Here is a 22,387-nt window from a genome sequence, read left to right on the forward strand (position 1 = left end):
CAGGCTTGATATAATGGGATCGTTTGCGCTCGAACTTCTTCTATGCGTACTTGCCTTCGGGTTCGGATATGCGGCGAACCAAGGCGGAACCTGTTTAGTGGTGGCCGCTCATGAGTTACACAGAAGACAGCCGCCGAAAATGTTCGTCGGATTTCTCGCAGCGTCGGCAGCGGCAGGCCTGGTTGCGGTCCCGATAGTCTGGACGGGAACACTGGGCGCAACACTCGCACCCTCGACCAGCATCAATTTCCTCCTGCTCATCGGCGCCATCGCCTTCGGCCTCGGCGCACTCATTAATGACACATGCCTGCTCGGATCGCTGGCGCGGCTTGGGGATGGGGAGATGCGACTTCTAGCTCTACCCTTGGGATTAACGATTGGTATCTTGGCTGCCGACCATGGCAGGTTCGGCTACGATTCAACATGGCCAAGCTTAATCTCCAAACCGAGCGCAACAGGCCTCGTTACTCTCCTAGCCTTCCTAGTTGTGCTCGTGCTGGCACTCGTTTTCGTTTCCACGAAGAGCGTTCTGCGAACAAAGCCGGGTTGGTCGTTCGGCGCTTCGATGATTGGACTCGGTATCACTGGCGGACTTCTATATGCACTCTCGCCGGCCTGGACCTTCGCAGACGTGATTCAACGCGCCCTTCCTCTCAGAATGTCGCCGGCCGGCGAGGTCGCGCTCACTGCGGTGATCTCTTCGATCGCAGGCGCCCTTACCGCCTCCTTTCGCCAAGGAAATCTGCGTCTCCAACTGCCGACAGCCAATGGCATTCTGCGATCTGTCGTCGGCGGCACATTGATGGGTATCGGAATAGCGCTCATACCCGGCGGGAATGATGGGTTGATCCTCGCAGCGGTTCCGACTCTTTCACCTGGTGGGATAGTCGCCTACCTTCTGATGACGACGACAATCGTCTTCGGATTTGCAGCGCGTGGTAAGTTATTCCGGCGCTGCCTTTCACGGCCATGATAAGGGCAACAGAGGACTTGCCCTCCTGACATGAGCATTTATCCCGACCGGGAATATCGGCTGACTAGCTCGTATGCCTTTGCAGGCCCTTGGACCATGATGACCACTTCAAAGGCCGCCGGCCCCAGAATCCTGTAGGTTGCATGGTAGGTGTCGTCTCCGCAGGCATAGACACCACTCGCTTCCAACCCGGTATCCGTCCGCGAGAAACTCAAGCTGAGGAACTGCGTCCCGATATGAGGTCCGTCTGCGAACTCGACGACAACACTGTCCTCGCTCAAGCGATAGCGATACTGCCGGCACGTGGAGAATACTCTGCCATCTGCCAGTGTGAGAATGCCGCTCTCTCGATAAGCGAGCGCGCCTTCGCCGAAACGGGCGAAGACCGCGTCGCCATGCAGCTGAGCGCCTCCGGGCTCGATATCGCGACGGAGCATCCGTGCCCCGCGGAGGTTCTGCAGGATTTCCACGCCCGCCGTCACGAGAGGACCACAGTCACGAGGGCACAAGCGCCCCTCTGTGGCGGACCGAAGCACGCAGCAGCACGAGGGACGCCGCTAGCAGAACTGCGTCCTTCAGTAGAAACTGCCCTGGTGCAGCCGAAATCGCAGGAAAGCCGCCGGCAGTCTGCTCCGCGACACCTGGAGTGGTGATGAAAAAGGTCAGCGTGATCAGATAGGTCGCAGCTGACATTAGTGCGCCTAGCGCAGAGAAGAGTGGACGAAATGCACCAAGGATCAGAACGAGACCGGTCGATAACTCGATAACGCCGATGAAATAGCTTTGCCCCTGCGTCCCGAACATGCCGAGCCAATTCATGATCGGGCTGTGTTCGATAAACGGGGCGATACCATAGGCCTCGTACGCTGTGAACTTCATCGCGCCGAACCACAGAAATACGATCACGAGAGCCCATCTAAGCAGGCCAAGATCCTCCGACCGTGCTCGGGGACAAGAAATTCATAACGGTCGAAAATGCTCATCTAAAATTCCTCAACAGTGGTCCCGTGGGAACGTCACGAACGTCGTCTACGTGCTTCGGGCAGGCGTAGCAGTATATGCGCGACGCATATACTAATAAGCGAGATATGTCGAGCGGCTGGCTCGCGCTTCGCTGCCTCACGAAGCCATCCTCATCGGCGATGCCTTTACCCAGCAAACGCGCGACCTTTGCGGGATTTTGACTTGATGGGGCTGGCGCTCCGGGTGGGCCTATAGCCCGTTGGCAAACGTCCAGCCTGTACGGATGGACGCGGCCCTGGACGAGATAACCATGCCGGCCGAAATCGTAGCAGCGATCGCCGCAATCCCCGACGTCGTGGAGCACGGACTGTTCCTCAATGGGATTGATACAATCGTGATCGCGCGCGGTGACACGATGGAAGTGCGACGCCGGGGGCAAGCGAGGTCTCGCTGATCTGCACCTGCGCGGCCTGGATGACAGCGCTGACGCGGAGTGATTCTCAGGCGCGACCTACGGCGATTCCGAGCGAAAAGGCTTGCCCTATAGCCGCCAGGTATCAACGGTTCCGCGGCCTTAGCGAGCCGGACCCGTTTTTTTCGGCGCGCTCGATCAGTCGAAATCCTCCGAAACCCTTTTAAAACAGGACATTTTCCACAAGCCGCGCGGCGGAAGAGGACCACGGTATGGCTTGCTGTCTATGCTCCGCGCACATATAGATGTGGCAATGGATGGACCTCGAGATCGAAACATTTTCGGGGCGTTCGCACTCATGATCAGCGACGACATCGTTCGCGCTAGTTCATCGCGGGCGCCGGAAGCTGGACCCGCCGCCTCAGCGCTGGCGTTGCTCGCGCACAAGCCCGGGCTCTCGATCCGTATGCTTGCGATCGGGGTGGGCCTTTCACATGCTGGAACTGTTCGCCTGGTGGATAGATTGGTAAGCGAGGGATTGATCGAGCGTAGGGAGCATTCGACAGACGGGCGCGCGCGATCCCTCTATCTTACTCCAACTGGCAAGGTCGCGAGCGACGAGGTCCTGGCCTCGCGCGATCAAGTGATTGCCGAAGGGCTATCGATCCTTAATCCAGACGAACTGAAAACCTTATCGGACATCGCTGAACGCGTTCTCCGAAATCGCTTGGAAAACCTCGAGCAGTCATACCGCATCTGCCGCTTGTGCTGCTACGAGGGCTGCACGAACTGCCCCGTCGATGCCGAATTGCATGAGCGAGGTGTGGACCGCGAGAAGAACGACGACGCGTAGGAGACTCGCAATTGCGGCAGCTCAACGCTGCTCAGATGGCGGGGCTTCATAATGCCAGCGAGCCTACCATCAGCCGCATTCTTTTGGCTACGCGTCAAGCCGGCCGATCGGGCATGGCGGTCTCATTCTAATATGTCGGTGATCGCCCCACTTTTAGCCGCTCAGTTGATCGGAACGCGGTTTCGGAAGCGGCCGTTCAAACCACTCGCTGCATTCCCATTTCTCTATGTCCGATAGGTAGTTTCGGGGAAAAGCAGTCGGGAACAGGTTTCGGGAACGCATGCTCCGGCAGGAGCGCAGCGCGCGTCCCAAGCGCGTTTTCCCGGTAGAGCTTCCCAATCGGCAAAGTGCGGGCCACCTCAGACTGCGAACGCGAAAAACCGCCTGGCTGGTCACTCAAGGCAGGGTAACGACGATTTTCGCTGCGGATACACCCGCCTTCAGGGCTTCCAAGGCAGCCTGGAGCATTTCAAGGCCCTGGCCCACGACCTTCGCCGGAGGGGCGGGGACGAACGTGCGCGCCGCGAGAGCCTGCGGCAGGAATTCGCGGTAGATCATTGGACCAACCTCGTCATCCTTGAGGCTCGTCCCGGAGATGTGCGTCGCCTCGACTCCAAATGGACGCTCGTCGGGCGGGGCCAGCGTCGCTGCCACGCGGCGCGAGCCCTCGCATCTCGCAATGACGGCAAAACAGTCTTTCATGTGACCGGTCGCGTGAAGCGTTCCAGCGAGACTGCGCCCGCGCATTGCCTCAATCACGTCTTCCACGATGGCTGGACTCGAGTGGTCAAGAACCTCGCTTGCACCCAGCTCCTTCAACAGGCCGGCGTTGCGCGCCGAAGCGGTGGCGACGCACCTGTAGCCCGACGCCACCGCGAGCTGGATGGCGTTGCAGCCAACGCTCGACGATCCACCCCAGACCAGAACGACCTCTGGACGCGCGGTCGGCGAGTGTAACGGTGGCGCGAGAGCCAACTGTGTCCTTCCGTAGAGCCCGCTTGCGGCGGTGCCAAGGCCAAGCGGGAGGACTGCCGCATCAGCGAAGGCCATGTTGTTGGGGATCGGCGCCGCCATGTGGTCCAGCACGATCGTGTGGTGCTGGAACGCACCCTGCGCAGGTTGATTTACGGTTGTCCCGACCGCCTGTCCGATGACTCGATCGCCGACCTTGAACCGCTCGACCGCGCCACCGACCGCCGCGACCTCACCGGAGACGTCGCTGCCGAGAATCGCGGGATAGTCGAGCCATGGCAAAAGCGCGACGTCCTGCAGAATCCAGTCGAGTGGGTTGATCGCGATGGCCGCGTTGCGGATCAATATCTCGTTCGCCGCCAGATGCGGCAGAGCGGTGACACCGATCCTCAGTGGCTGCCTCGGCGCTTTCTGCCAGGCGGCCTGATTAGTCACGGTTTCGGTCATCATCAACTCTTTTTGTCAAGTATACAGCTGGGCGTTCGTCTGAGCGGTCCAACCGCCAGGTCGGGCGCACGAAGTGGCAGCTATAGCCCCCAGGATAGCGCACCAGGTATTCTTGGTGCTCTGGCTCCGCCTCCCAAAAGGGTTCTTCTGGGTTGATCTCCGACACGACCGGGCCAGGCCAGCTTCCTGATGCCTCGATTTCCGCGATGGTTGTGAGGGCGACTTCCTTCTGCACTTCGGTGGTGTAGAAAATCGCCGATCGATAGCTCGGACCGACATCGCTGCCTTGTTGCTCGTAGGTCGTGGGGTCATGGATCTGGAAGAAGAGTTCCAAGAGCGAGCGATAGGCGAGAACGGAAGGGTCGAAGGTCACTTCCACTGCTTCCGCATGGCCGTAATGTCTCGCGTAGGTCGGATCAGGCATTTCTCCGCCTGTGTAACCGACACGCGTCGAAATGACTCCCCTGGCTCGGCGCAGCAAATCCTCCATGCCCCAGAAGCAGCCGCCTGCTAGAATTGCTCGCTCTGTCGCGGCCGCCCTATTGCCGGTAGGCGATTGGCTCACAGTCCGTTCGCCCTCCTCCGTGTGCGCCACGGTCAAGCCAGCCTCGCGGGATCCGCAGCCTGACTGGCGCTCAAGAGCTCGGTCTGCACGTCCGAACCCCGGATGAGACTCAGATCGACGGGACATCGATCAGCGATCGCGAGGATCCGAGCGCGCTGATCATCACTCAGCGGCCCATCGAGGACAATGGTGCGGGTGAACCGGTCGGGTGGCATCATGTCCGGCACCTTCTCGTGCTGCACGGTCGTGCTCGCCCGTTCGAGCGGAAAGCCCTTGCGGTTCGCATAGAGACGCATCGTCATCACCGTGCAGGCTGCGAGGCCGGCAGATACGAGTTCGTAGGGAGATAGTCCGGTCCCGAGGCCACCGACCGATGCTGGCTCGTCGGCGAACAGAGTGTGCTCGCCGCTGCGGACCTTGAGCTGGAACGTCCCTGCAAGAGTTTCGGTGGCGACGACGCCCTCCGCAACCTCGACCTGCGGAAGATCCGCGCTGAGTGGTGGGAGAAAGCGGCTCGCCCAAACCGCCACCATGGCCGCGGCGTAGTTCGCGTCCGCGACGTCGGTGAGAAGGTGATCCGCGTTGTCGAGCGAGATGAAGCTTTTAGGGTGCCTGGACGCGACGAAGATGCGCGACGCGTGGTCGATGCCGACCACCTGATCCAGCGGAGAGTGCATGACCAGCACCGGCCGTCGCAGGGAGGCAATGGCCTTCTCGACGTCGATCCCCTCAACCGCCTCAAGGAACCCTCGGCGAATGAGGAAGGGCCTACCGGCAATCTCCACCGAGGCCTCGCCCTCGCTCGCGATGGTGTCCAGATCATTCGGTCCGAAGAGGCGCAAGATATGCTGAAGGTCGGCCGGCGCACCAATCGTCGCTACCGCCGCAATATCAGGCATGTCGGCGGCGGCTACGATCGCAGCGGTGCCACCCAGGCTGTGCCCGACGAGGAGGGACGGTGACATGCCCGCCGCCGCCATCGCCTTTGCGGCGGCCCGAAGGTCCTCGACGTCCGACGCGAAGTTCACAGGTTCTCCCGTCCCACCGCCGATCCCGGTCCCGGCGAAATCGAACCTCAAGACCCCGATGCCCGCACGCGACAGCGCGCGCGAGATGTGAACAGCGGCGCGACTGTCTTTCCCGCACGTGAAGCAGTGGGCGAAGATCGCCCAGCCCCGCGGCGTCCCTTCCGGCGGTTCGAGGTGCCCGGACAGCGGAGAGCCAGCCCCACTGACAAACGTAAATGATCTTCCTGCCATGTCCATCAAACCTCCAGCACGCGGCTTGGCGGTTGCGCTCTCAGAACCTTCGACGGAGCTGAGCGGAGCGCACCGCCAACCGGTAATCGTCATCTCAGGCTATCATTTATATGTCTGGCGCATATAGACAAGCCCCTATACCATGATTATATGCGCCAAGCATACTTCTGCGACCTGCTTTCCAAAGGCGGTCTCACGGAAGAGGTATCAGTCAGGCGCGTGGGCCAAAGGACTATGGAACTCAATCAAGTCAGCTATTTCATCAACTTGGCCGAGACGCTGAATTTCACAGCGGCCGCTCGCTTGAGCGGTGTGTCACAGCCAAGTCTGACCCGCGCGATCCGCCGCTTGGAAGATGAGCTTGGCGGGCCGCTGATCTATCGCGACGGGAAGAACAGCCGCCTGACTGGCCTTGGCCATGACGTCGAGGCAGAATTCCGGCGCATGGTGGTCGCGATGAAGAGCGTTCGCAATCACTCGGAGCACTGGGCGATGGGGGGGCACCGCGTGCTGGATGTCGCCGTCGCGCCCACCGTCGGACCAAAGGAATTTACGGCATTCTTCGAGAGCGCATTGGCGGAGATGCCATCCATCGAAATTAAGCTGCACTCGCTCCAGTCGAACGAGGACACATCGGAGGTGCTTTCAGGAAAATACCACGCGTGCATCATGCCGCGTGAAACAAGACCGGAACGCAAGCTGGATGTGCATCCTCTATTTCGGGAGCGCTTCGTGCTCGGCTGTTCTGCAAACCATCCCTTGGCGGCCAACGAGATCGTGCGCGGCGAAGACCTGCTCGAGTTTCCATTCGTCGATCGCCTGAAATGCGAGTTTCGCGATCGGATCCTCGATCACTTCGCGCGACGGGACTTGCTCATGCGACCTCGCTTTCGATCAGATCGCGAGGACTGGGTGCAACGGGTCGTCGCTGACGGCCACGCCATATGCATTCTTCCGGAACGATCGCCGACCGTGCAAGGCCTCGTGACTCGGCCGATCGACGGATTTGTCTTGGAGCGCGAAGTCGTGATCGCGACAGTATCCGGCTCCACGGCAACGGTCGAGATACGGAACATCGCGCAGCTGGCAGCCCGGTACGAGTGGAACTGAATCACGACGTGAAGAGCTTCGGCGCTATGGAAACTATACGCGCAGCGTATTGGATAAATCTGGGGCGCACTGCGATAGTCGGCGCAATGACTGCAAAGATAAATGACAGCGTGTCGAGCTCTCTAGATTAAGTATTGGAGACTATCATGAAGTTTGAGAAGTCACAGGCAGCAGTTGACCGCCTGACCCCCGAGCAACGCCGGATTACCCAGGATTCGGGGACCGAAAGGCCCTTCACGGGTGAGCACAACGACAACAAGGAGCCTGGCATCTACGTCGACATAGTGTCGGGAGAGCCGCTGTTCGCTTCAACGGACAAGTTCGATTCGGGTACTGGCTGGCCCAGCTTCACCAAGCCGATCGTTCCGGCAAACGTGAACGAGGTGCGGGACAGTGCACACGGCATGGTCCGGACGGAGGTCAGGTCGGTACACGCCGACAGCCATCTGGGCCACGTGTTCCCGGACGGTCCTTCCGACCGCGGCGGTCTGCGCTACTGCATCAACTCTGCGTCCCTTCGCTTCATCCCGCGCGACGAGATGGAGTCCGAGGGATACGGTGAATATCTCGATCAAGTAGAGGAGGCTTAACATGCATCAGCGCGCTGTTCTCGCAGGAGGATGTTTCTGGGGCATGCAGGATCTGATCCGCAAGCGGCCCGGCATCATCTCGACCCGTGTGGGTTACACGGGCGGCGATATTCCGAACGCCACGTATCGTAATCACGGCACGCATGCCGAGGGGATCGAGATTGTCTTCGACCCGACAGTGACGAGCTACCGGAACATCCTGGAATTCTTCTTCCAGATCCACGATCCGACGACGCTGAACCGCCAGGGCAATGATCGTGGGCTCTCCTACCGATCGGGCATCTATTATGTCGACGAGGAGCAGAAGCGCGTCGCCGAGGATACGATCGCCGATGTGGATGCCTCGGGGCTGTGGGATGGCAAAGTGGTGACCGAGGTCCAGCCGGTCGGCGAGTTCTGGGAGGCCGAGCCCGATCACCAGGATTATCTGGAGAAGCGCCCGGGCGGCTACACCTGCCACTTCGTCCGTCCCGGCTGGGTGCTTCCGAAGCGCCAAAAGGTTGACGACGTACAGCCAGCGGCCGGGACCGCGGCGGAATAGGCTTCACTGCCGTTGCCACTGCGCCGGTCCGGTCCGCAATCTTCGTGACCGCGTCGTTCAGCGACGCGGTCATCGAACCCTACTTCAGAGTGACGGCTCGTTCCAGTCAGTCGCCATCGCAACACCAGGATCGCAGATTTATGCCAGACCTCTCGTCCTTTCCGATCACGCAGCGCTGGCCGGCATCCCATCCCGATCGCCTGCAACTCTACGCAGCCCCTACGCCCAATGGCGTCAAGGTCTCGATCATGCTTGAGGAGACTGGCCTGGCGTACGAGCCCCACCTGATCGACATCTCGAACAACGAGTCGAAGGATCCGGCGTTCGTGTCGCTGAACCCGAACGGACGCATACCGGCGATCATCGATCCGGCTGGCCCTGACGGTAGACCCATCGCCTTATGGGAATCCGGTGCGATCCTCCTCTATCTGGCCGACAAGACGGGTCAGTTCATCTCCACCGAACCAGGCCAGCGTTACGAGACCCTAGCGTGGGTGTTCTTTCAGATGTCGGCCATCGGGCCGATGTTCGGTCAGCTCGGCTTCTTCCTGCGATTTGGCGGCAAGGACTATGAGGACAAGCGGCCGCAACAGCGCTTTATCGACGAATCCACGCGTCTGCTGGGGATTCTGGATCGCCGGCTGGAAGGCCGCGACTGGATCGTCGACGACTATTCGATCGCGGACATCGCGACGCTCGGCTGGGTGAATGCGCTGGTGGAATTCTACGCTGCGGGTGACATCCTTGGCCTCAGCAGCTTTTCGAACGTCCGCGCATGGCTTGGACGCGGGCTGGCTCGACCGGCCGTCCAGCGTGGCCTCCACATTCCCGCGAGGCCAGCATGAGCATCATCGCCGCCTATTATTACAACGAAGGCAAGCGAGTTCGCGAAATCGCGCTCGATGAGCACGTCAAGTTGGGCGAGAGTCGCTCGGGCTTCTGCTGGATCGCGCTTAGCGAACCCACCCCCGAGGAACTACTCGCGATCCAAAGGACATATAATCTTCATCCGTTGGCGATCGACAACGCGATGCACCCGCTGTGCCCGCCCAAGCTCGAGGTCTACAACGATGAGTTGTACGTCGTCGCGCAGACCGCCGAGCTGGTCGGCGACCGGATCAGCTACGGCAAGATGGCGATCTTCACCGGTCACAATCACCTTATCACCGTGCGGCACGGCAATGCCGGAGCGCTGGGCAAACTTCGGGAGCAACTCGAGGCATCGCCGACGCAGTTCGGCAAGGGTGTCGACTATGTGCTGCACGCGATCTTGCATCGCGTGGTCGACCAGTATCTGCCCATCTTCGAAATGATCGAGGACGACGTCCTGGCGATGGAGCGACGGTCGCTGCACGATTTCCTCGGGCCAGAAGAGGTGGCGCGAATCTTCGAACTAAGGTCCGAACTCACGCGGTTCCAGCGCACGCTCGGGGCTATGGCCGAGCTGGTGCGAAAGCTCGTTCGCGGCCACTTTCCCTGCATCAGCGCCGAAATGACACCATATTTCCACGACGTCGCGGACCATGTCCACCGCGTGCAGTCCATGGTCGACGGCCTCCTGCTTGTCCTGTCCACGGTCTTTGAGGCCAGCAGCCTTCTGGAAGCGCAAAGGATCGGTGTGGTCACCCGCCAGCTCGCGGCCTGGGCGGCGATCTTGGCGGTCCCGACGGCGATCGCCGGAATATACGGCATGAACTTCAAGCACATGCCGGAACTGGACACGCCATATGGCTACTTCGTCGTGCTCGGAGTGATAGCGGTGTTCTGCCTTCTCCTGTTCGTGCGCTTCAAGAAGGCCAAGTGGCTATGAGTAACGCACTTCGCGAGCTTCTCCGTCCGCTGCCGAGTCGCAGCGCGCTTTGTGCGCGAGCGTGTCCAATCCAGTTCAAGATGAAGGTACTTCCATGACCTCCCAGGTGACCGACGTTCTAGAAGCAGTCCAGTCATTCATCGCCAAAGGCTATGACCGCGAATACCGCGTCAAGGACGGCAATCTCGTCGATCTCGAACTAGGGTCAACCCTCGATGCATGCAGCATTCGCGTCGATGCGGCGTTGCGCCTCGAGAGCGGGGACGACGGCGAAGATGCCTCCAACATCTACGCGATCACCGATCCGGCGACAGAGCATAAAGGCCTGTTGATCGACGCCTTCGACGTGTTCCACGAAATCTGCCCCCGCGACTTGTCCGAGCGCCTTGTGGCGCATCGGGAAACAGCACCGGCAGGTGACCAGGACGCGCCGAGCAAGCACGGACTACGGAAAGTCTACAAGAGCGAGTTTCACAGCGATCCCGAGCGCTACGTTCTGCGCGAGGGCTTTCCAGACTTCCCGCCATGCCCTTTCGGCCAATCCTTCAGCATCCTCGGCTTCGATACTGCCGAGCAGGAATATGTCTGGCTCGTCACGAGTATCATTCGAGATCCTCGGCTGATCCGAGTTCCATACCAGGGCGAAGACGTCATCAGCGACGAATAGCGGTGTCGCCTAGCCCGGGGGAGGTTAACCTCCGGGCGCTACACATCTGCAAGCTGAACTTTAAACACATCGCAAATTAGGAGGTGATTATGGACTGGAACAAGGACCACATCCGACAAACGATGCTCTCGCTGGAGACCGCAGCCTTGCACAGTGCTCGTGAGAACTACCTGGACTATGTCTCTACCGCTCGGCTCGACCGGAGCGAACCGATCGAAAACGACGAACTAGCTCAGGCCGAGGTCGCGAGCGACTTCGCTGAAGCGCTCGATGACACGCTCCATGACTATGCGGATAAACTCGAAAAGCTCAGGACGATCGATTTCGGCCCCAAGTTGGCCGTCGGCGAAGGCGCTGTCGTCAAGCTGTCCGGCCGCCACTTTGTGATCGCGGTGTCAACGAGCAAGTTTACCTGTCAGGGGCGTGAGCTCATGGGCATTTCCACGATGGCGCCGATCTTCGAAGCGATCGAGGGTGCCCGAGCCGGGGAGACCGTGCAGTTCAACGGCCGGGACCTCACCGTAGAAGACGTGGAATAAAGCCCTCCACCGCAGCCGGCGCGCTAGTGCCGAACGCCCTGCATCTCTTTCTGCATGCATACGGTCACTTGCAACCGCATTGACCTGGCTCATCAGAGGCAAACTCATGACAACACCTTCATTCTTCATCACCCCCGGATACGGGACGCGCCTGCATGACGCGCTTCATTATTCTCAGGCAATGCGCATTGGTGACCGCGTGGAGATCTCCGGACAGGGCGGATGGAACGACGATCTCGTCATTCCGGAGTCGATTGAGGAAGAGATCGAGCAGGCGTTCAAGAACGTGGAACGGACGCTCGCGACCGCCGGAGCACGCTGGCCGCATGTGGTCCACGTCAATTCCTATCACGTCGGTGGTTTCCCTCCCGTGATCAACGAAACAATGGCCAAGCTGTATCGCCACTACATGCCCGACCGCGCTCCAATCTGGACGCAGTTGGGAATCGAAGCGCTGGGGCTTCCAACCATGCGTATCGAAATTCGCGTAACAGCTATCATCGCCTGACCCCGCGGTTCGTGCAGGCGCCGTGCCGCGCTAATCCCGCACGCCCTGCGCCCGCTTCTCGATGCAGATCATCGTATCGAGAGATCCGGTTATCATCGGCGTGCTCGGAGAACGGGGGGCCGCCTTGGCCTGGTTGGCGCGCCTCGGCTGCCTGCGGGCGATGGCCAGCACTGCCAGGAGCGCGAGCAACGCCGCCGCATAAAGGAACAGGCCGCCAGGGCCGACGATATTCATTGCAGCTGCTCCTATTAAGGGGCCAGCGGCTGTCCCGATCCCGTTGAGCAACAGAAGCCCGCGCGCGGTGCCGAGTAGCCGACCGGCCGGAAGATCGTCGTTTGCGACGGCGAGACACAACGAATAAATCGGGATGCCAAAGCCGCCAAACAGCGCACCCGCCGCAAGGAGCAGCGGCAGAGGCGCTTCCACCGCCAACGCTACGCCGATGGCAGACGCTGCGGACGCCAGCGCCGCACCGGCGATGACAAGATTCCGGGGCACTCGATCCGAAAGCCAACCGAGTGGCCAATGGAAGGCGAGCGTTCCACCAAGAACCGCAGCCATGAAGGCGGAGATACCGCCCACATCGAGGCCGATGCTCTGTGCGAAGTTCCCGCCCATGCCCCAGAAACCACCGATAGCCAGGCCGGCCAGGAAAGCGCCAGCCGCAGCGAGAGGTGATACGAGGACGAGGTCCCTCAACGCGACCCATTCCTGTTCCACCTGGGCCGGCGGATGAATGGGCAGCAAGGTGATCGGAACCACCGCCGCTGATATCAGCAGCGACACGATGAGGAACAATGTCACGTCGGCGGGCGGTGCGATGTCCGAGATGGTCAGATTTTGAAGCTGTTGCTGCATGGGCCATATGCATCGGGTGCATGGGTCGATGACCCCGGCGGCAGGTACTTCGCTGACTATGACCTCCTGGTCCTGGTCAGCAGCGAAAGGCTGGCGGATGTCGGGGAGTTTTGGCTTGAATGCGAAAGGAGCCTGTTGTTCGCTTCGGTGAATCGAGAACACCTCAGAACGCCTGTGCGGCTCACGATCCTGAGCTTCGAGCGATTCAGCAACGAGATTTACCAGGGAAATCGATACTTCCAGAACATCATGGAAGAGTGCGTTGTGTTGCATGATGCGGACCCTACCGTTTGGCCCGACTGCAACGCGGTGGCGGCGCTCGATGTAGTTGCACAGGCCGACCGCCACCGAGCGGAAGGCTTCGCGCTTGTTGCCGAGTTCCTCGGATCAGCGAAGCTGTCTGCCGCGAATGGCTGGTTCCGGAAGGCCGCGTTCGACCTGCATCAAGCCACCGAACGACTCTACAATATCGCCTTGTTGGTGCTCCTAGGGCGCACCCCACACACCCATAACATCGTCGACCTGCGGAAGCTTGCCGAGTTTGCGAGTGAGCAGCTTCGCGTCGTGTGGCCGACTGAGACCAAAGAAGATCGCAGGTGCTTTGAGCTGCTTCGTGCTGCCTATAACAAGTCCAGATATAACCGGCACTATCGGGTCGCTGCCAGCGAAGCTGCTTGGATGATCGAGCAGGTCGAGTATTTGTCCGACCTCGTCAACGACGCGTGTGACAGGTGGATCGACGGATTAAACAGTTCCCGGGACCAACTCGTGAAGATCCCTACGACAGACGGGGCAGATGATCGGCGTTAGGGAACCAGCGAGGCTGTCGACCGAGACAATTTCAGGGGTGAGCAGACCGCGGTCGATAGCGAACGCCCGCAAATTCACAACGCGGGAGATGTGAACATGCGGAGACGAAACTTTCGGACACCCTTTACGAGACAGCGATTGTCGCAGGCAGAAGTGGAATTCCAGGCACCGCAGGAGGCGATCAATTGCGACCAGCGCAAACTCCTTACCGCCGTCACCGCTCTGCCCGAGCCTATGAGGGACGTTTTCTTACTCAACAGGATTTCAGGGCTTTCATACGCTGAGATCGCACATCACCTCGACCTTGATATCATTATGGTGGAGAGCAGGCTTAGCGAAGCGCTCATTGCACTAGACCAAGCTGTCTTCTCCGAAGCCTCTGGCTAGGTGCATCACGGACTAGGATGGTGCGGCTGCAATCTGTCGATGGCGAGCCGCGCTTCAATCGCTAGCGGTCGCCTCTGCGCCAGCAGCGGTCATTACCGACTTGGTTGAAAGGCGATATTCCGCTCTTCACACAGACCCCGGTTTTCAGTCGAACACTGTAGGCCTTGTCGGCGTGATCGCGGATCGCTGCTGGCCTCTCGGCGATACTGACCGCGGCAGGCGCAGGCCGACATGAACGTGATGCCCGGCGAGGGCGAGAACGGCGAAGACCTCGTAGGCATAGGGCGCTGTGGTCGGGCAGAGGCCGCCTGCCCTATCTCGGTGGGAGCGGTGTCGCCTTGGCAAGGTTAGCAACCAGCTCGGGACGCGTTTGATGGTCGTGCGCGTGCCATGCGGGCTGACCCGGACCGCTACGCCAGGACTCGCTAAGCGGGCTGTTGTCCGCCGTGTCGAAGCCGAACTGGTCGTACAGTCGCGTGACCAGCGCCACCGCTTCGGGATAGTCGCTCGACACCGACAGCGCGTGCCGCCCCGGCGTGCCAGCGGGCCGCGCCGACAGCAACAGGCGCGGCGCCTGGATATGCGTGAACGCCTTCGCGACCTTGGACGTTGGCAGCTGGTCCTGCCGCAGTTCGTGCTCGGTCTTCGCGCCGGTATCGACGAGGGCATAGCGCCCGTCGCGCCACGGCATATAGTTGTTGGTGTCGAGCACGATCTTGTTCGCCAGTTGCGCCACGGGCATGTCGTTGACCAGCTTGAGCGGGACCGCGATCACGACGAACTCTCCCGCCTCCGCCGCACCGGCAGCGGTCGCGGCGCGGGCAGACGGCCCGAGCTCCGCGACCAGCCTGGCCAGGGTTTCGGGCCCGCGCGAGTTGGCGATGACCACCCGATAGCCGTTGGCGATGGCGGCGCGGGCAATCTGGCTGCCGACCTCGCCTGCGCCGATGATGCCGATGGTGGTCATCGGCGTTCGCGCCGCCGGATCAGGCACCGAACGCGCCGTCGATGGTGTGCATGGCGCCCGTAACGAACCCCGCCTCCTGGCCGGCGAGCCACGCCACCATGCCCGCGACTTCCTCCGGCCGGCCGTGGCGCTTGATCGCCATGAAGCCGTGCAGCAGCTCCTTCATGGGTCCGTCCGCCGGATTGGCGTCGGTGTCGATCGGGCCGGGCTGCACCACGTTAATCGTGATCCCGCGGGACCCGAAGTCGCGTGCCAGCCCGCGCGCCATCCCTTGCAGCGCAGACTTGCTGAGCGCGTAGGAGGACATGCCGGGAACGGGCATCCGGTCGCCGTTCACCGATCCGATGACGATGATCCGGCCGCCCTGGGGCATCTGGCGCGCGGCCTCGACCGAGGCATGATAGGGCGCGTGGATATTGATCCGGAACAGCCGGTCGATTGCGTCCGGATCCTGCTCCAGCGCATCGCCGAAAATACCGATTCCGGCATTGACGACCAGCACGTCGAGCGCGCCACTGTCCTTCACGCGCGCGATCACCGCGTCGCGATCCGCGCTGTCCGTCTCGACAGCAGTGCTGCCCGTTTCGGCCGCCAGCGCGTGGGCCGCGTCACGCGAGCCGGAATAGGTAAAGGTCACATTCGCGCCATCGGCCACAAAACGCCGAACGATCGCCGCGCCGATCCCCCGACTGCCACCCAGCACGAGAACGGATTTCGCCTCAAACGCACCCATCGGACTCTCCTTGATCAATAACTTACGACCCGCTACATAAACGGTTCGAAACATTCGTCAAGGTATTTGTAGTGGCTCAAACAAAAATACGCCGTGCACGAGGCAGACCGCGCCTGTTCGACCCGGACGAAGCGGTCGCGACCGCCCAGCGGCTGTTCCATTCGCGTGGCTACGATTCCGTCAGCATCGCGCACCTGACCCAGGCGATCGGGATAAACCCGCCGAGCTTTTATGCCGCCTTCGGCAGCAAGGCCGAGCTCTACAGCCGCATTCTCGATCGCTATGCCGGCACCGGCGCGATCCCGCTGTTCGATCTGCTGAAAGCCGATCTCCCGGTCGCGGAATGCCTCGTCGCGGTGCTGGAAGCGGCGGCGCGGCGCTATGCCGCCGATCCGGACGCGGCGGGATGCCTCGTTATCGAGGGGGTGCGCTGCACCGACCGCGAGGCACGCGAGGCGGCCGGAACGTTCCTTGCGGCGGCGGAGGGGGCGATCCATCGCTTCGTCGCCGCGCGCCATCCCGATCAGGCCGAGCGCGTGACCGACTATATGAGCACCGTCATGGCCGGCCTGTCCGCCAGCGCTCGCAACGGGCACGATCTCGATCGCCTGCTCGCCGCCGCCCGGCTCGCCGGGGCTGGTCTTGAGCAGGTGGTTCGCGGTTAATCTGCAAACTCGGCAAATGATCAGGACGTTATCGACCGGAAAGGTTGGTCGCGAACACCGCGTCGCGCTGCCGCTTCAGCGTTTGCGTGCCATCCGACTTGGACACCTGGATATGGCCGATGGGCAATGCGCACTCCTCCAGAAAAGACTGAAAGCTCCCGGGCACTGCGGCTTATCGTGCGGACGCGAAGCTGACATGCTGAAGGTCCGAAACGAGTCAAAAGCGGCCAATGGCCGGGATCGAACATTCCGTGGTGCGGGTGGCCGGGGTCGAACCGGCACTCCTCTCGGAACTGGATTTTGAGTAACGCCTGCCCGATTGCCCATGAGCCCATAGAGACAACTCCGAATATCGACAGGAGCTGCCCGCGCGTGGATGGCAATGCGTGGGCGTTGAGCCAACTCTCCGTTGCGAGGATCATGCCCGCGTAGGCGAAGCCGGTAATCAGGCGAAGCGGCATCCAGGCGATCGGCTCCACGAACGCCACATGGAGAAGGGCGGTCATCGAGGCAATCGCCGCGAAGCCGGCGAAGGTTCTGACATGTCCCACGGAGACGATGATCGGTGGCAACACGAGCGCGCCGATCGTGAAACCCGCGAAGTAGAAGGACATCATCGCGCTGATCGCGCCGGTCGAGAACCCCTCATGGCCGGCTCTCACGATCAGGAGCGTGCTCAGCAGGCCATTGCCCAGCAGCAGAGCGGCGACGCTCAGCAGCAGCGCCGCCACCGGCGCGAGAACGAGGCCGCGCTTGCCCGCCGACCTCATGGTATCCATCGCCGGGCTCATTCTCGGGCCTGACGTGAGGGTTGATACTCTGCCGCACTGATGAACTGGTCGAATGCTTCGCACCAGATGACGACCGTGTTGTAGTCGCGGACATCGATGCCGGCAGGCACCTCGACGATGAAGCCGTTGAACGTCTTCACGTCGCCCACGCGGACTGATCTGTCCTTGATCAGGAGAAAGGCCTCCTTCGTGTCGACGAAACGTGGTGCGAGGTAGAGCTTGTAGTCGGGACCAGGGGCGAGGCGCCCGATATGGGCGATACGGTCGCGCGAGACCCGGATCTCGCCTTCCCCCCAGTGAAGCAGGTCGCTGCCTTTGAGATCGCGGGCCAGACGCCCTGCGTAGAGCGTCTCGGCTGAGATGGTCCGCAAGGCCGCCGCGTCCGGGGCCTGGGGAGCGGTCAGGATCGGCAGCGTGTAGACACCGCCCGCGAAGCCCATGGCGAGCATCGCGAGATGGGTGGCAATCAGGATGACCCAGCGCCGCATCGGTTACACCAGCTCCAGTCCCTTCACGAGCTGATCGGCGTCGAGATGGAAGTCCGAGAATACGATGCGGCCGCCAGCGTCCATCACGGAGAACCAGGGCGTTCCCCGCGTGCGGTAGTCCTCCATGAAGGTGGGAAGCGTCGCGCCGGCAGGTGGCTCGTCGTGACCGAACGCGACAGGAAGCGCATACTTGAGCTGGTTCACGCGCAGCTTCTCGAAGGTGTTCTCATCCGCTCCTTCGAAGACGGTCTGGATCACCGCGAAGCCCACGCCCTTGGCGCTCAATGCACCATGCAACCTTTGTAGCGTCGGAAATCCATGCAAATGGCAGCCACGGCACCAGTGCTGGAAGGCGAAGAGGACTTTCGGGCCGGTGCCGAGATCCGACAGCTTGAGCGGCGCGATGCTTTCTCCATCCACGCCAATCCATCTCTGCACCCGCAGCTCGGGGGCTTGTCGTTCGTCGACGCTCATCTGATCCTCCAATTCCGATGCAGAAGTCCGATGAGTGGTCGCGTGTGGCGATGGCACGCGAACCTCACCGCCTTGATCCCCTACAGGTTGTAGGATGCGAGTTCGCCGACAGATACCTCGTGGCCAGCGCCGCCGTTCTTCCGTCGGTGTGTCACCGCCGCCCCTCAATGACAAAGGCGCGATAGCGGGAACCGGCAAAACGGTGCGCAGCGATGGTTTGGTAGGCGGGGCTATGATACCAATCACGGGCGGCCTGCATCGTCGGGAACCGCAAAATTACGGCCCCTTCGACGGGCGGCCCCTCCAAATGCTCCATCGCGCCATAAGCGGCGAGAAAGGTTACGTCGTGGCCATCGAACGATGGGCCGACGCCTGCAGAATAGGTTGCGAGTTCTTCCGGATCGGTGGTTTCTTCGCGGGTGAAGACGACGAACGCTTCCATCTTAAAGTCTTTCATAAGGTCGGATCTGCAGGCCACCGCCGCTGGCGATGGCCTTAAAGTCGTCAGGCTGGCAGCTCGAACCCGATTTTCGTGAGTGCCTCGACGCACGCATCCTGATCCTGCTGATAGTTGCCTCCGGAGATGCCGATCCCGCCGATCAACTTCCCGTCTTCCAGGATCGGATAGCCTCCGCCGACAGCGACCATCCGGGGGCGATAGGCCAGCGGCGCCACTTTCGGATCGTTCGAAACATAGTCGTTCCAGACATGGGTCGGATACCCAAACGAGGCGGAACTCCAAGCCTTGTCGATGGCAACATCGACGGTGAGAAACGGCGCGTCATCAGTGCGCTCGAACGCGCGCAGGTTACCGGTGGCGTCGACGACGGCGACCGCAGCCGGGATGCCGATTGTACGTGCCGCGGCGATCGCAGCATCGATGAGGGCGACGGCGGTTTCGCGGTTGATCGAGGCGGTGGCAATGGATTTCGTCATGGAATTTCCTTCGCCGTGGCATAATCCGTCCGGCGTTCTTGAGGTTAGAAAAGACGTTCGGCGGTGGCAGTCATCAGAAGCCTTCGAGGACAATCTTCCCTCTTGCCGCGCCACTTTCGATCAGTGCGTGCACCGTCTTCAGATTGGCGGCATTAATTGGCGACAATTTTTCGGTTAGCGTCGTGCGAATTTTGCCGTCGTCCACCAGCACCGCCAGCGAATTGAGGATCTTGCCCTGCTCATCCATGTCGGGCGTGCCGTAGAGCGACCGTGTGAACATCAGCTCGTGGTGGATCGACACTGCCTTGCGCTTGAACAGCATGACGTCGAGTGCCTTGGGATCGTCGATGAATCCGAACCGTCCTTGCGGGGCGATCAGTTCGGCGATGTCGGCGACATGCTGCTCGGTATGCGTGGTCGAGAACACGAAAGCGGGAGCGCCGATGCCGAGCTCGGCAATCTGTGGCGCGAGCGGCCGAGAGTGGTCGATGACATGATGAGCCCCAAGCCCTTTAACCCACTCCTGGGTTTGCGGCCGAGAGGCGGTGGAGATGACGATGAGATCCGTGCGCTGTCGCGCGATCTGGATGGCGATCGACCCGACCCCGCCCGCACCACCGATGATGAGGATCGCCAGCGCCGCACCGGGGATAGGCTTTGTCACATCCAGGCGGTCGAACATCGCTTCCCATGCCGTCAACGTCGTGAGCGGCAGCGCCGCCGCTTCCGCCCAGTCGAGCGACGCGGGCTTACGACCGACGATCCGGGCGTCGACGAGATGGAACTGCGCATTGGTGCCGGACCTTATGAGCGATCCGGCATAATAGACCTCGTCGCCTGCCGCGAACTGCGTCACGTCGGGGCCGACCTCGCGCACGATCCCGGCCGCATCCCATCCGAGCACCTTCCAGTCGCCATCGGCGGGCGGCGTGCTGCTGCGGATTTTGTAATCGACCGGATTGACGGAGACGGCCTTGACCTCAACCAGGATATCGTATCCTGCAGCGACAGGCCGAGGCAGATCGATGTCGACCAGCGCGGCGTCCTCGGCGATGGGTCCCGGAACCTTGTAACCAACGGCTTTCATCAGTGTCTCCAGCTTTCTGTATCCTGAAGTCTTGATCGATCAGACCGAAAATTATTTCGAACTATACTCAGGATTTAAAGATTTCGCGTGGTCAGACTATGACGGTATGGGCGCAACATATCCAATAGCGGCACGACATAGTTTCCATACCTCTGAGCCGGATTCAGAAGATTATCGATAGTAGCGGTTTATTGCGGCTCGGCGGGTGAGATCCGGATTGAGGCGATAAGCGCCCAAGCGGTTGAGGATTCGACCTCTCAGCGGTAGCATTGGCAGGGGCGATCTCGCCCCCGAGCTCACACTACCGCTGGCAAGCCACGGCGTCCGGTCGAAATCCGCCAACGGAGATGCGCCTGTAGTGCCGCTGTAAGGCTATCAAAATTATAGCCACAGGGTATTGGGAAATCATGCCGGCCTGACGCTATAGTCTACACGCAATAACCACGACTCAAAATGATCCAACACTTTTCTATGCTAATAGAGCATCCGGTATCTGAGTTTGAGTGAATTGGCTCGTTCGGCGGTTGTGCGTGCAAAGGTCTTTTTTACAGAGTTCCGAGCTGAATCCGGTTCTGGTCTGTCGTGACAAGCAAGGAGGTTTCGCTATGGTCACCAGAGGTTTCACCGGCCGCGGTTCAGGCGGCGACCAGTCCGATCGGATTCCGCCAGGTCAGCATCTCGTGGAGAATTTCCCTGTTCTGACGGCCGGGCCAACGCCGAGCGTGGAGCCCTCCGATTGGAAATTCACCGTCAAGATCGGTCCGAAGCCCGTCAAAGTGTGGAACTGGAGCGAGTTCAACGCCCTACCCAAGACCAAGATGACCCGAGACATTCACTGCGTCACGTCCTGGTCCAAGCTGGATACCGCGTGGGAGGGCGTACTCGTAGAAGACATCCTTGTAGATGCAGGGCTCGATCGGCCCACCGATTTCGTTTTGGCGCACTGCTACGATAATTACTCGACAAACGTCCCGCTGGCGGATCTTCTCTCCGGGAAAGCGATGGTCGCCCTCAACTATGCGGGCAAACCGCTTCCCCGCGATCATGGAGGGCCGGCGCGTCTTCTGGTTCCGCACCTTTACTTCTGGAAGTCCGCCAAATGGGTGAACGCGCTGCAATTCACAACGCGTGACGAGGCCGGATTTTGGGAGCTGCGCGGCTATCACATCTACGGCGATCCGTGGCGCGAGCAACGATACACCAATGACTGAAAACGGCGCGCAAATCGCGTGGCAGCCATGCGTAATCGATGAAATCGTTCATCAAACCCCGAGTATCAAGAGCTTCTTCCTGCGGTTGAGCAAACCGTTCGCGCACATCGCAGGGCAGCACGTCGATGTCCGGCTGACCGCGCCCGATGGCTACAGTGCGATGCGCAGTTACTCGATCGCGTCTTCGGCAATCTCGTCTCCGACCGTCGAACTCGCTATCGAGCGCCTGCCGGATGGCGAAGTTTCGCCGTTCTTTCACGATGTCGCAGCGATCGGCGACGAAATCGAGCTTCGTGGTCCGCTCGGCGGCCATTTCCTATGGCCTGAACCTGCCATAGACCCAGTGCTGCTGATCGGGGCAGGCTCGGGCCTCGTGCCGTTGATGGCAATGATCCGGCAGCGCCGCGCGCTGGCCCAGGTCGTGCCGACAGCGCTGCTCCTGTCCGCACGAACCGCTGAGGACGTTCTCTTCTCAAAAGAGCTTCATTCCATCGAAGTCAGCGATCCGGCATTCGTCCTGGCGCTGGCAATTACGCGAGAGAAACCGATCCGCCCATCGGACTTTGCGCGACGGATCGACGGCGCGATGGTCCAGGAAATCCTGGCTCGGCTTCCCCGAAAGCCCACACAAGTCTTTGTTTGCGGGTCCAACGGATTCGTCAACATCGCGACCGAGGGCGCGCTGCTGGCCGGCCTAGACCCCTCCATTGTCAAAACCGAGCGCTACGGCGGCTAGCGGCGCAAGCTACTTCGCGTCCCGCCGATCGTGGA

29 protein-coding genes are annotated in these 22,387 nt (G+C 60.9%); 15 read left to right on the forward strand and 14 right to left on the reverse strand.

What is annotated here, in order from left to right; genetic code table 11:
- Nucleotides 1-13: 13 nt before the first annotated feature.
- A complete protein-coding gene (locus tag ACVCNR_RS07040) occupies nucleotides 14-973 on the forward strand; it encodes a YeeE/YedE thiosulfate transporter family protein (protein WP_004099025.1) in 960 nt (319 codons plus the stop codon).
- A 38-nt stretch (nucleotides 974-1,011) separates the two neighbouring features.
- On the opposite strand, the gene ACVCNR_RS07045 is transcribed toward ACVCNR_RS07040, so the two are convergent.
- Together ACVCNR_RS07045 and ACVCNR_RS07050 are read right to left on the reverse strand one after the other, a co-directional pair.
- Complete coding sequence (locus ACVCNR_RS07045) at nucleotides 1,012-1,443, reverse strand: DUF6314 family protein (protein ID WP_447074202.1); 432 nt, start codon at nucleotides 1,441-1,443, stop codon at nucleotides 1,012-1,014.
- 25 nt (nucleotides 1,444-1,468) lie between these two features.
- Nucleotides 1,469-1,933 carry a YkgB family protein gene (locus ACVCNR_RS07050; protein ID WP_447075653.1) on the reverse strand — a complete coding sequence of 155 codons (465 nt, stop codon included), beginning with the start codon at nucleotides 1,931-1,933 and terminating at the stop codon, nucleotides 1,469-1,471.
- A 773-nt stretch (nucleotides 1,934-2,706) separates the two neighbouring features.
- Between ACVCNR_RS07050 and ACVCNR_RS07055 the strand changes: the two genes are divergently transcribed.
- A complete protein-coding gene (locus tag ACVCNR_RS07055) occupies nucleotides 2,707-3,201 on the forward strand; it encodes a MarR family winged helix-turn-helix transcriptional regulator (protein ID WP_004099028.1) in 495 nt (164 codons plus the stop codon).
- A 396-nt stretch (nucleotides 3,202-3,597) separates the two neighbouring features.
- Here ACVCNR_RS07055 and ACVCNR_RS07060 read toward each other — a convergent pair whose 3' ends face one another.
- Genes ACVCNR_RS07060 through ACVCNR_RS07070 form a run of 3 tightly spaced genes read right to left on the reverse strand, consistent with a single transcriptional unit; the run spans nucleotide 3,598 to nucleotide 6,450 of the window.
- Nucleotides 3,598-4,620 carry a zinc-binding alcohol dehydrogenase family protein gene (locus ACVCNR_RS07060; RefSeq protein WP_197283330.1) on the reverse strand — a complete coding sequence of 341 codons (1,023 nt, stop codon included), beginning with the start codon at nucleotides 4,618-4,620 and terminating at the stop codon, nucleotides 3,598-3,600.
- On the reverse strand, nucleotides 4,601-5,185 hold the full coding sequence (gene msrA / locus ACVCNR_RS07065) for a peptide-methionine (S)-S-oxide reductase MsrA (RefSeq protein ID WP_082178899.1): 585 nt from the start codon (nucleotides 5,183-5,185) through the stop codon (nucleotides 4,601-4,603). The genes ACVCNR_RS07060 and msrA (ACVCNR_RS07065) overlap by 20 nt, the downstream gene beginning before the upstream one ends.
- 32 nt (nucleotides 5,186-5,217) lie before the next feature.
- Complete coding sequence (locus ACVCNR_RS07070; protein WP_052819671.1) at nucleotides 5,218-6,450, reverse strand: bifunctional alpha/beta hydrolase/OsmC family protein; 1,233 nt, start codon at nucleotides 6,448-6,450, stop codon at nucleotides 5,218-5,220.
- A 228-nt stretch (nucleotides 6,451-6,678) separates the two neighbouring features.
- Between ACVCNR_RS07070 and ACVCNR_RS07075 the strand changes: the two genes are divergently transcribed.
- From ACVCNR_RS07075 to ACVCNR_RS07110, 8 genes are all read left to right on the forward strand, one after another.
- Nucleotides 6,679-7,554, forward strand: a complete 876-nt coding sequence (locus ACVCNR_RS07075; protein ID WP_011191349.1) for a LysR family transcriptional regulator — start codon at nucleotides 6,679-6,681, stop codon at nucleotides 7,552-7,554.
- A gap of 146 nt (nucleotides 7,555-7,700) precedes the next feature.
- On the forward strand, nucleotides 7,701-8,144 hold the full coding sequence (gene msrB / locus ACVCNR_RS07080) for a peptide-methionine (R)-S-oxide reductase MsrB (protein WP_004099035.1): 444 nt from the start codon (nucleotides 7,701-7,703) through the stop codon (nucleotides 8,142-8,144).
- A gap of 1 nt (nucleotide 8,145) precedes the next feature.
- Nucleotides 8,146-8,685 carry a peptide-methionine (S)-S-oxide reductase MsrA gene (gene msrA, locus ACVCNR_RS07085; RefSeq protein WP_003464967.1) on the forward strand — a complete coding sequence of 180 codons (540 nt, stop codon included), beginning with the start codon at nucleotides 8,146-8,148 and terminating at the stop codon, nucleotides 8,683-8,685.
- Between the two features lie 140 nt (nucleotides 8,686-8,825).
- Nucleotides 8,826-9,530, forward strand: coding sequence for a glutathione S-transferase N-terminal domain-containing protein (locus ACVCNR_RS07090; protein ID WP_003464969.1), 705 nt, complete (start codon nucleotides 8,826-8,828; stop codon nucleotides 9,528-9,530).
- Nucleotides 9,527-10,495 (forward strand): magnesium and cobalt transport protein CorA, encoded by a 969-nt coding sequence (locus ACVCNR_RS07095; RefSeq protein WP_052819672.1) that lies wholly within the window; start codon nucleotides 9,527-9,529, stop codon nucleotides 10,493-10,495. Before ACVCNR_RS07090 ends, ACVCNR_RS07095 begins: the two co-directional genes overlap by 4 nt.
- Before the next feature lie 94 nt (nucleotides 10,496-10,589).
- A complete protein-coding gene (locus ACVCNR_RS07100) occupies nucleotides 10,590-11,162 on the forward strand; it encodes a hypothetical protein (RefSeq protein WP_004099040.1) in 573 nt (190 codons plus the stop codon).
- 89 nt (nucleotides 11,163-11,251) lie between these two features.
- Nucleotides 11,252-11,701 (forward strand): hypothetical protein, encoded by a 450-nt coding sequence (locus ACVCNR_RS07105; protein ID WP_052819674.1) that lies wholly within the window; start codon nucleotides 11,252-11,254, stop codon nucleotides 11,699-11,701.
- Between the two features lie 106 nt (nucleotides 11,702-11,807).
- The gene (locus tag ACVCNR_RS07110) at nucleotides 11,808-12,209 is read left to right on the forward strand and encodes a RidA family protein (RefSeq protein WP_004099044.1); all 402 of its coding nucleotides are present in this window, start codon (nucleotides 11,808-11,810) and stop codon (nucleotides 12,207-12,209) included.
- Nucleotides 12,210-12,239: 30 nt separating this feature from the next.
- On the opposite strand, the gene ACVCNR_RS07115 is transcribed toward ACVCNR_RS07110, so the two are convergent.
- Nucleotides 12,240-13,067 carry an MFS transporter gene (locus tag ACVCNR_RS07115; RefSeq protein WP_245439687.1) on the reverse strand — a complete coding sequence of 276 codons (828 nt, stop codon included), beginning with the start codon at nucleotides 13,065-13,067 and terminating at the stop codon, nucleotides 12,240-12,242.
- Between ACVCNR_RS07115 and ACVCNR_RS07120 the strand changes: the two genes are divergently transcribed.
- Both ACVCNR_RS07120 and ACVCNR_RS07125 read left to right on the forward strand, forming a co-directional pair.
- On the forward strand, nucleotides 13,050-13,877 hold the full coding sequence (locus ACVCNR_RS07120) for a HEPN domain-containing protein (RefSeq protein ID WP_447074203.1): 828 nt from the start codon (nucleotides 13,050-13,052) through the stop codon (nucleotides 13,875-13,877). The two genes, ACVCNR_RS07115 and ACVCNR_RS07120, sit on opposite strands and share 18 nt — an antisense overlap.
- A gap of 138 nt (nucleotides 13,878-14,015) precedes the next feature.
- Nucleotides 14,016-14,264 (forward strand): RNA polymerase sigma factor, encoded by a 249-nt coding sequence (locus ACVCNR_RS07125; RefSeq protein WP_197283317.1) that lies wholly within the window; start codon nucleotides 14,016-14,018, stop codon nucleotides 14,262-14,264.
- A gap of 313 nt (nucleotides 14,265-14,577) precedes the next feature.
- On the opposite strand, the gene ACVCNR_RS07130 is transcribed toward ACVCNR_RS07125, so the two are convergent.
- Nucleotides 14,578-15,231, reverse strand: coding sequence for an NADPH-dependent F420 reductase (locus ACVCNR_RS07130; RefSeq protein WP_447074204.1), 654 nt, complete (start codon nucleotides 15,229-15,231; stop codon nucleotides 14,578-14,580).
- 19 nt (nucleotides 15,232-15,250) lie between these two features.
- Nucleotides 15,251-15,964 (reverse strand): SDR family oxidoreductase, encoded by a 714-nt coding sequence (gene bdcA / locus ACVCNR_RS07135; RefSeq protein WP_108606861.1) that lies wholly within the window; start codon nucleotides 15,962-15,964, stop codon nucleotides 15,251-15,253.
- A gap of 71 nt (nucleotides 15,965-16,035) precedes the next feature.
- On the opposite strand from bdcA, the gene ACVCNR_RS07140 reads away from it, so the two are divergent.
- On the forward strand, nucleotides 16,036-16,629 hold the full coding sequence (locus tag ACVCNR_RS07140; protein ID WP_052818849.1) for a TetR/AcrR family transcriptional regulator: 594 nt from the start codon (nucleotides 16,036-16,038) through the stop codon (nucleotides 16,627-16,629).
- 20 nt (nucleotides 16,630-16,649) lie between these two features.
- On the opposite strand, the gene ACVCNR_RS07145 is transcribed toward ACVCNR_RS07140, so the two are convergent.
- The 6 genes from ACVCNR_RS07145 to ACVCNR_RS07170 form a co-directional block, all read right to left on the reverse strand.
- On the reverse strand, nucleotides 16,650-17,408 hold the full coding sequence (locus tag ACVCNR_RS07145) for an MFS transporter (protein WP_245327302.1): 759 nt from the start codon (nucleotides 17,406-17,408) through the stop codon (nucleotides 16,650-16,652).
- Nucleotides 17,409-17,416: 8 nt separating this feature from the next.
- The gene (locus tag ACVCNR_RS07150; protein WP_052819067.1) at nucleotides 17,417-17,908 is read right to left on the reverse strand and encodes a DM13 domain-containing protein; all 492 of its coding nucleotides are present in this window, start codon (nucleotides 17,906-17,908) and stop codon (nucleotides 17,417-17,419) included.
- A gap of 3 nt (nucleotides 17,909-17,911) precedes the next feature.
- Nucleotides 17,912-18,382 (reverse strand): peroxiredoxin family protein, encoded by a 471-nt coding sequence (locus tag ACVCNR_RS07155; RefSeq protein ID WP_026227543.1) that lies wholly within the window; start codon nucleotides 18,380-18,382, stop codon nucleotides 17,912-17,914.
- Between the two features lie 151 nt (nucleotides 18,383-18,533).
- On the reverse strand, nucleotides 18,534-18,824 hold the full coding sequence (locus ACVCNR_RS07160; RefSeq protein WP_011191344.1) for a DUF1330 domain-containing protein: 291 nt from the start codon (nucleotides 18,822-18,824) through the stop codon (nucleotides 18,534-18,536).
- Between the two features lie 62 nt (nucleotides 18,825-18,886).
- Nucleotides 18,887-19,318, reverse strand: coding sequence for a GlcG/HbpS family heme-binding protein (locus tag ACVCNR_RS07165; protein WP_004357630.1), 432 nt, complete (start codon nucleotides 19,316-19,318; stop codon nucleotides 18,887-18,889).
- A gap of 73 nt (nucleotides 19,319-19,391) precedes the next feature.
- Nucleotides 19,392-20,405 carry a zinc-binding alcohol dehydrogenase family protein gene (locus ACVCNR_RS07170; RefSeq protein ID WP_108606860.1) on the reverse strand — a complete coding sequence of 338 codons (1,014 nt, stop codon included), beginning with the start codon at nucleotides 20,403-20,405 and terminating at the stop codon, nucleotides 19,392-19,394.
- A 605-nt stretch (nucleotides 20,406-21,010) separates the two neighbouring features.
- Here ACVCNR_RS07170 and ACVCNR_RS07175 point away from each other — a divergent pair.
- Both ACVCNR_RS07175 and ACVCNR_RS07180 read left to right on the forward strand, forming a co-directional pair.
- A complete protein-coding gene (locus ACVCNR_RS07175; protein ID WP_052818850.1) occupies nucleotides 21,011-21,616 on the forward strand; it encodes a sulfite oxidase-like oxidoreductase in 606 nt (201 codons plus the stop codon).
- Nucleotides 21,609-22,352: a ferredoxin reductase gene (locus tag ACVCNR_RS07180; protein ID WP_052818851.1), complete on the forward strand. Its 744-nt coding sequence runs from the start codon at nucleotides 21,609-21,611 to the stop codon at nucleotides 22,350-22,352. Before ACVCNR_RS07175 ends, ACVCNR_RS07180 begins: the two co-directional genes overlap by 8 nt.
- Nucleotides 22,353-22,387 lie beyond the last annotated feature (35 nt).

Source organism: Aquamicrobium terrae, assembly GCF_052978165.1.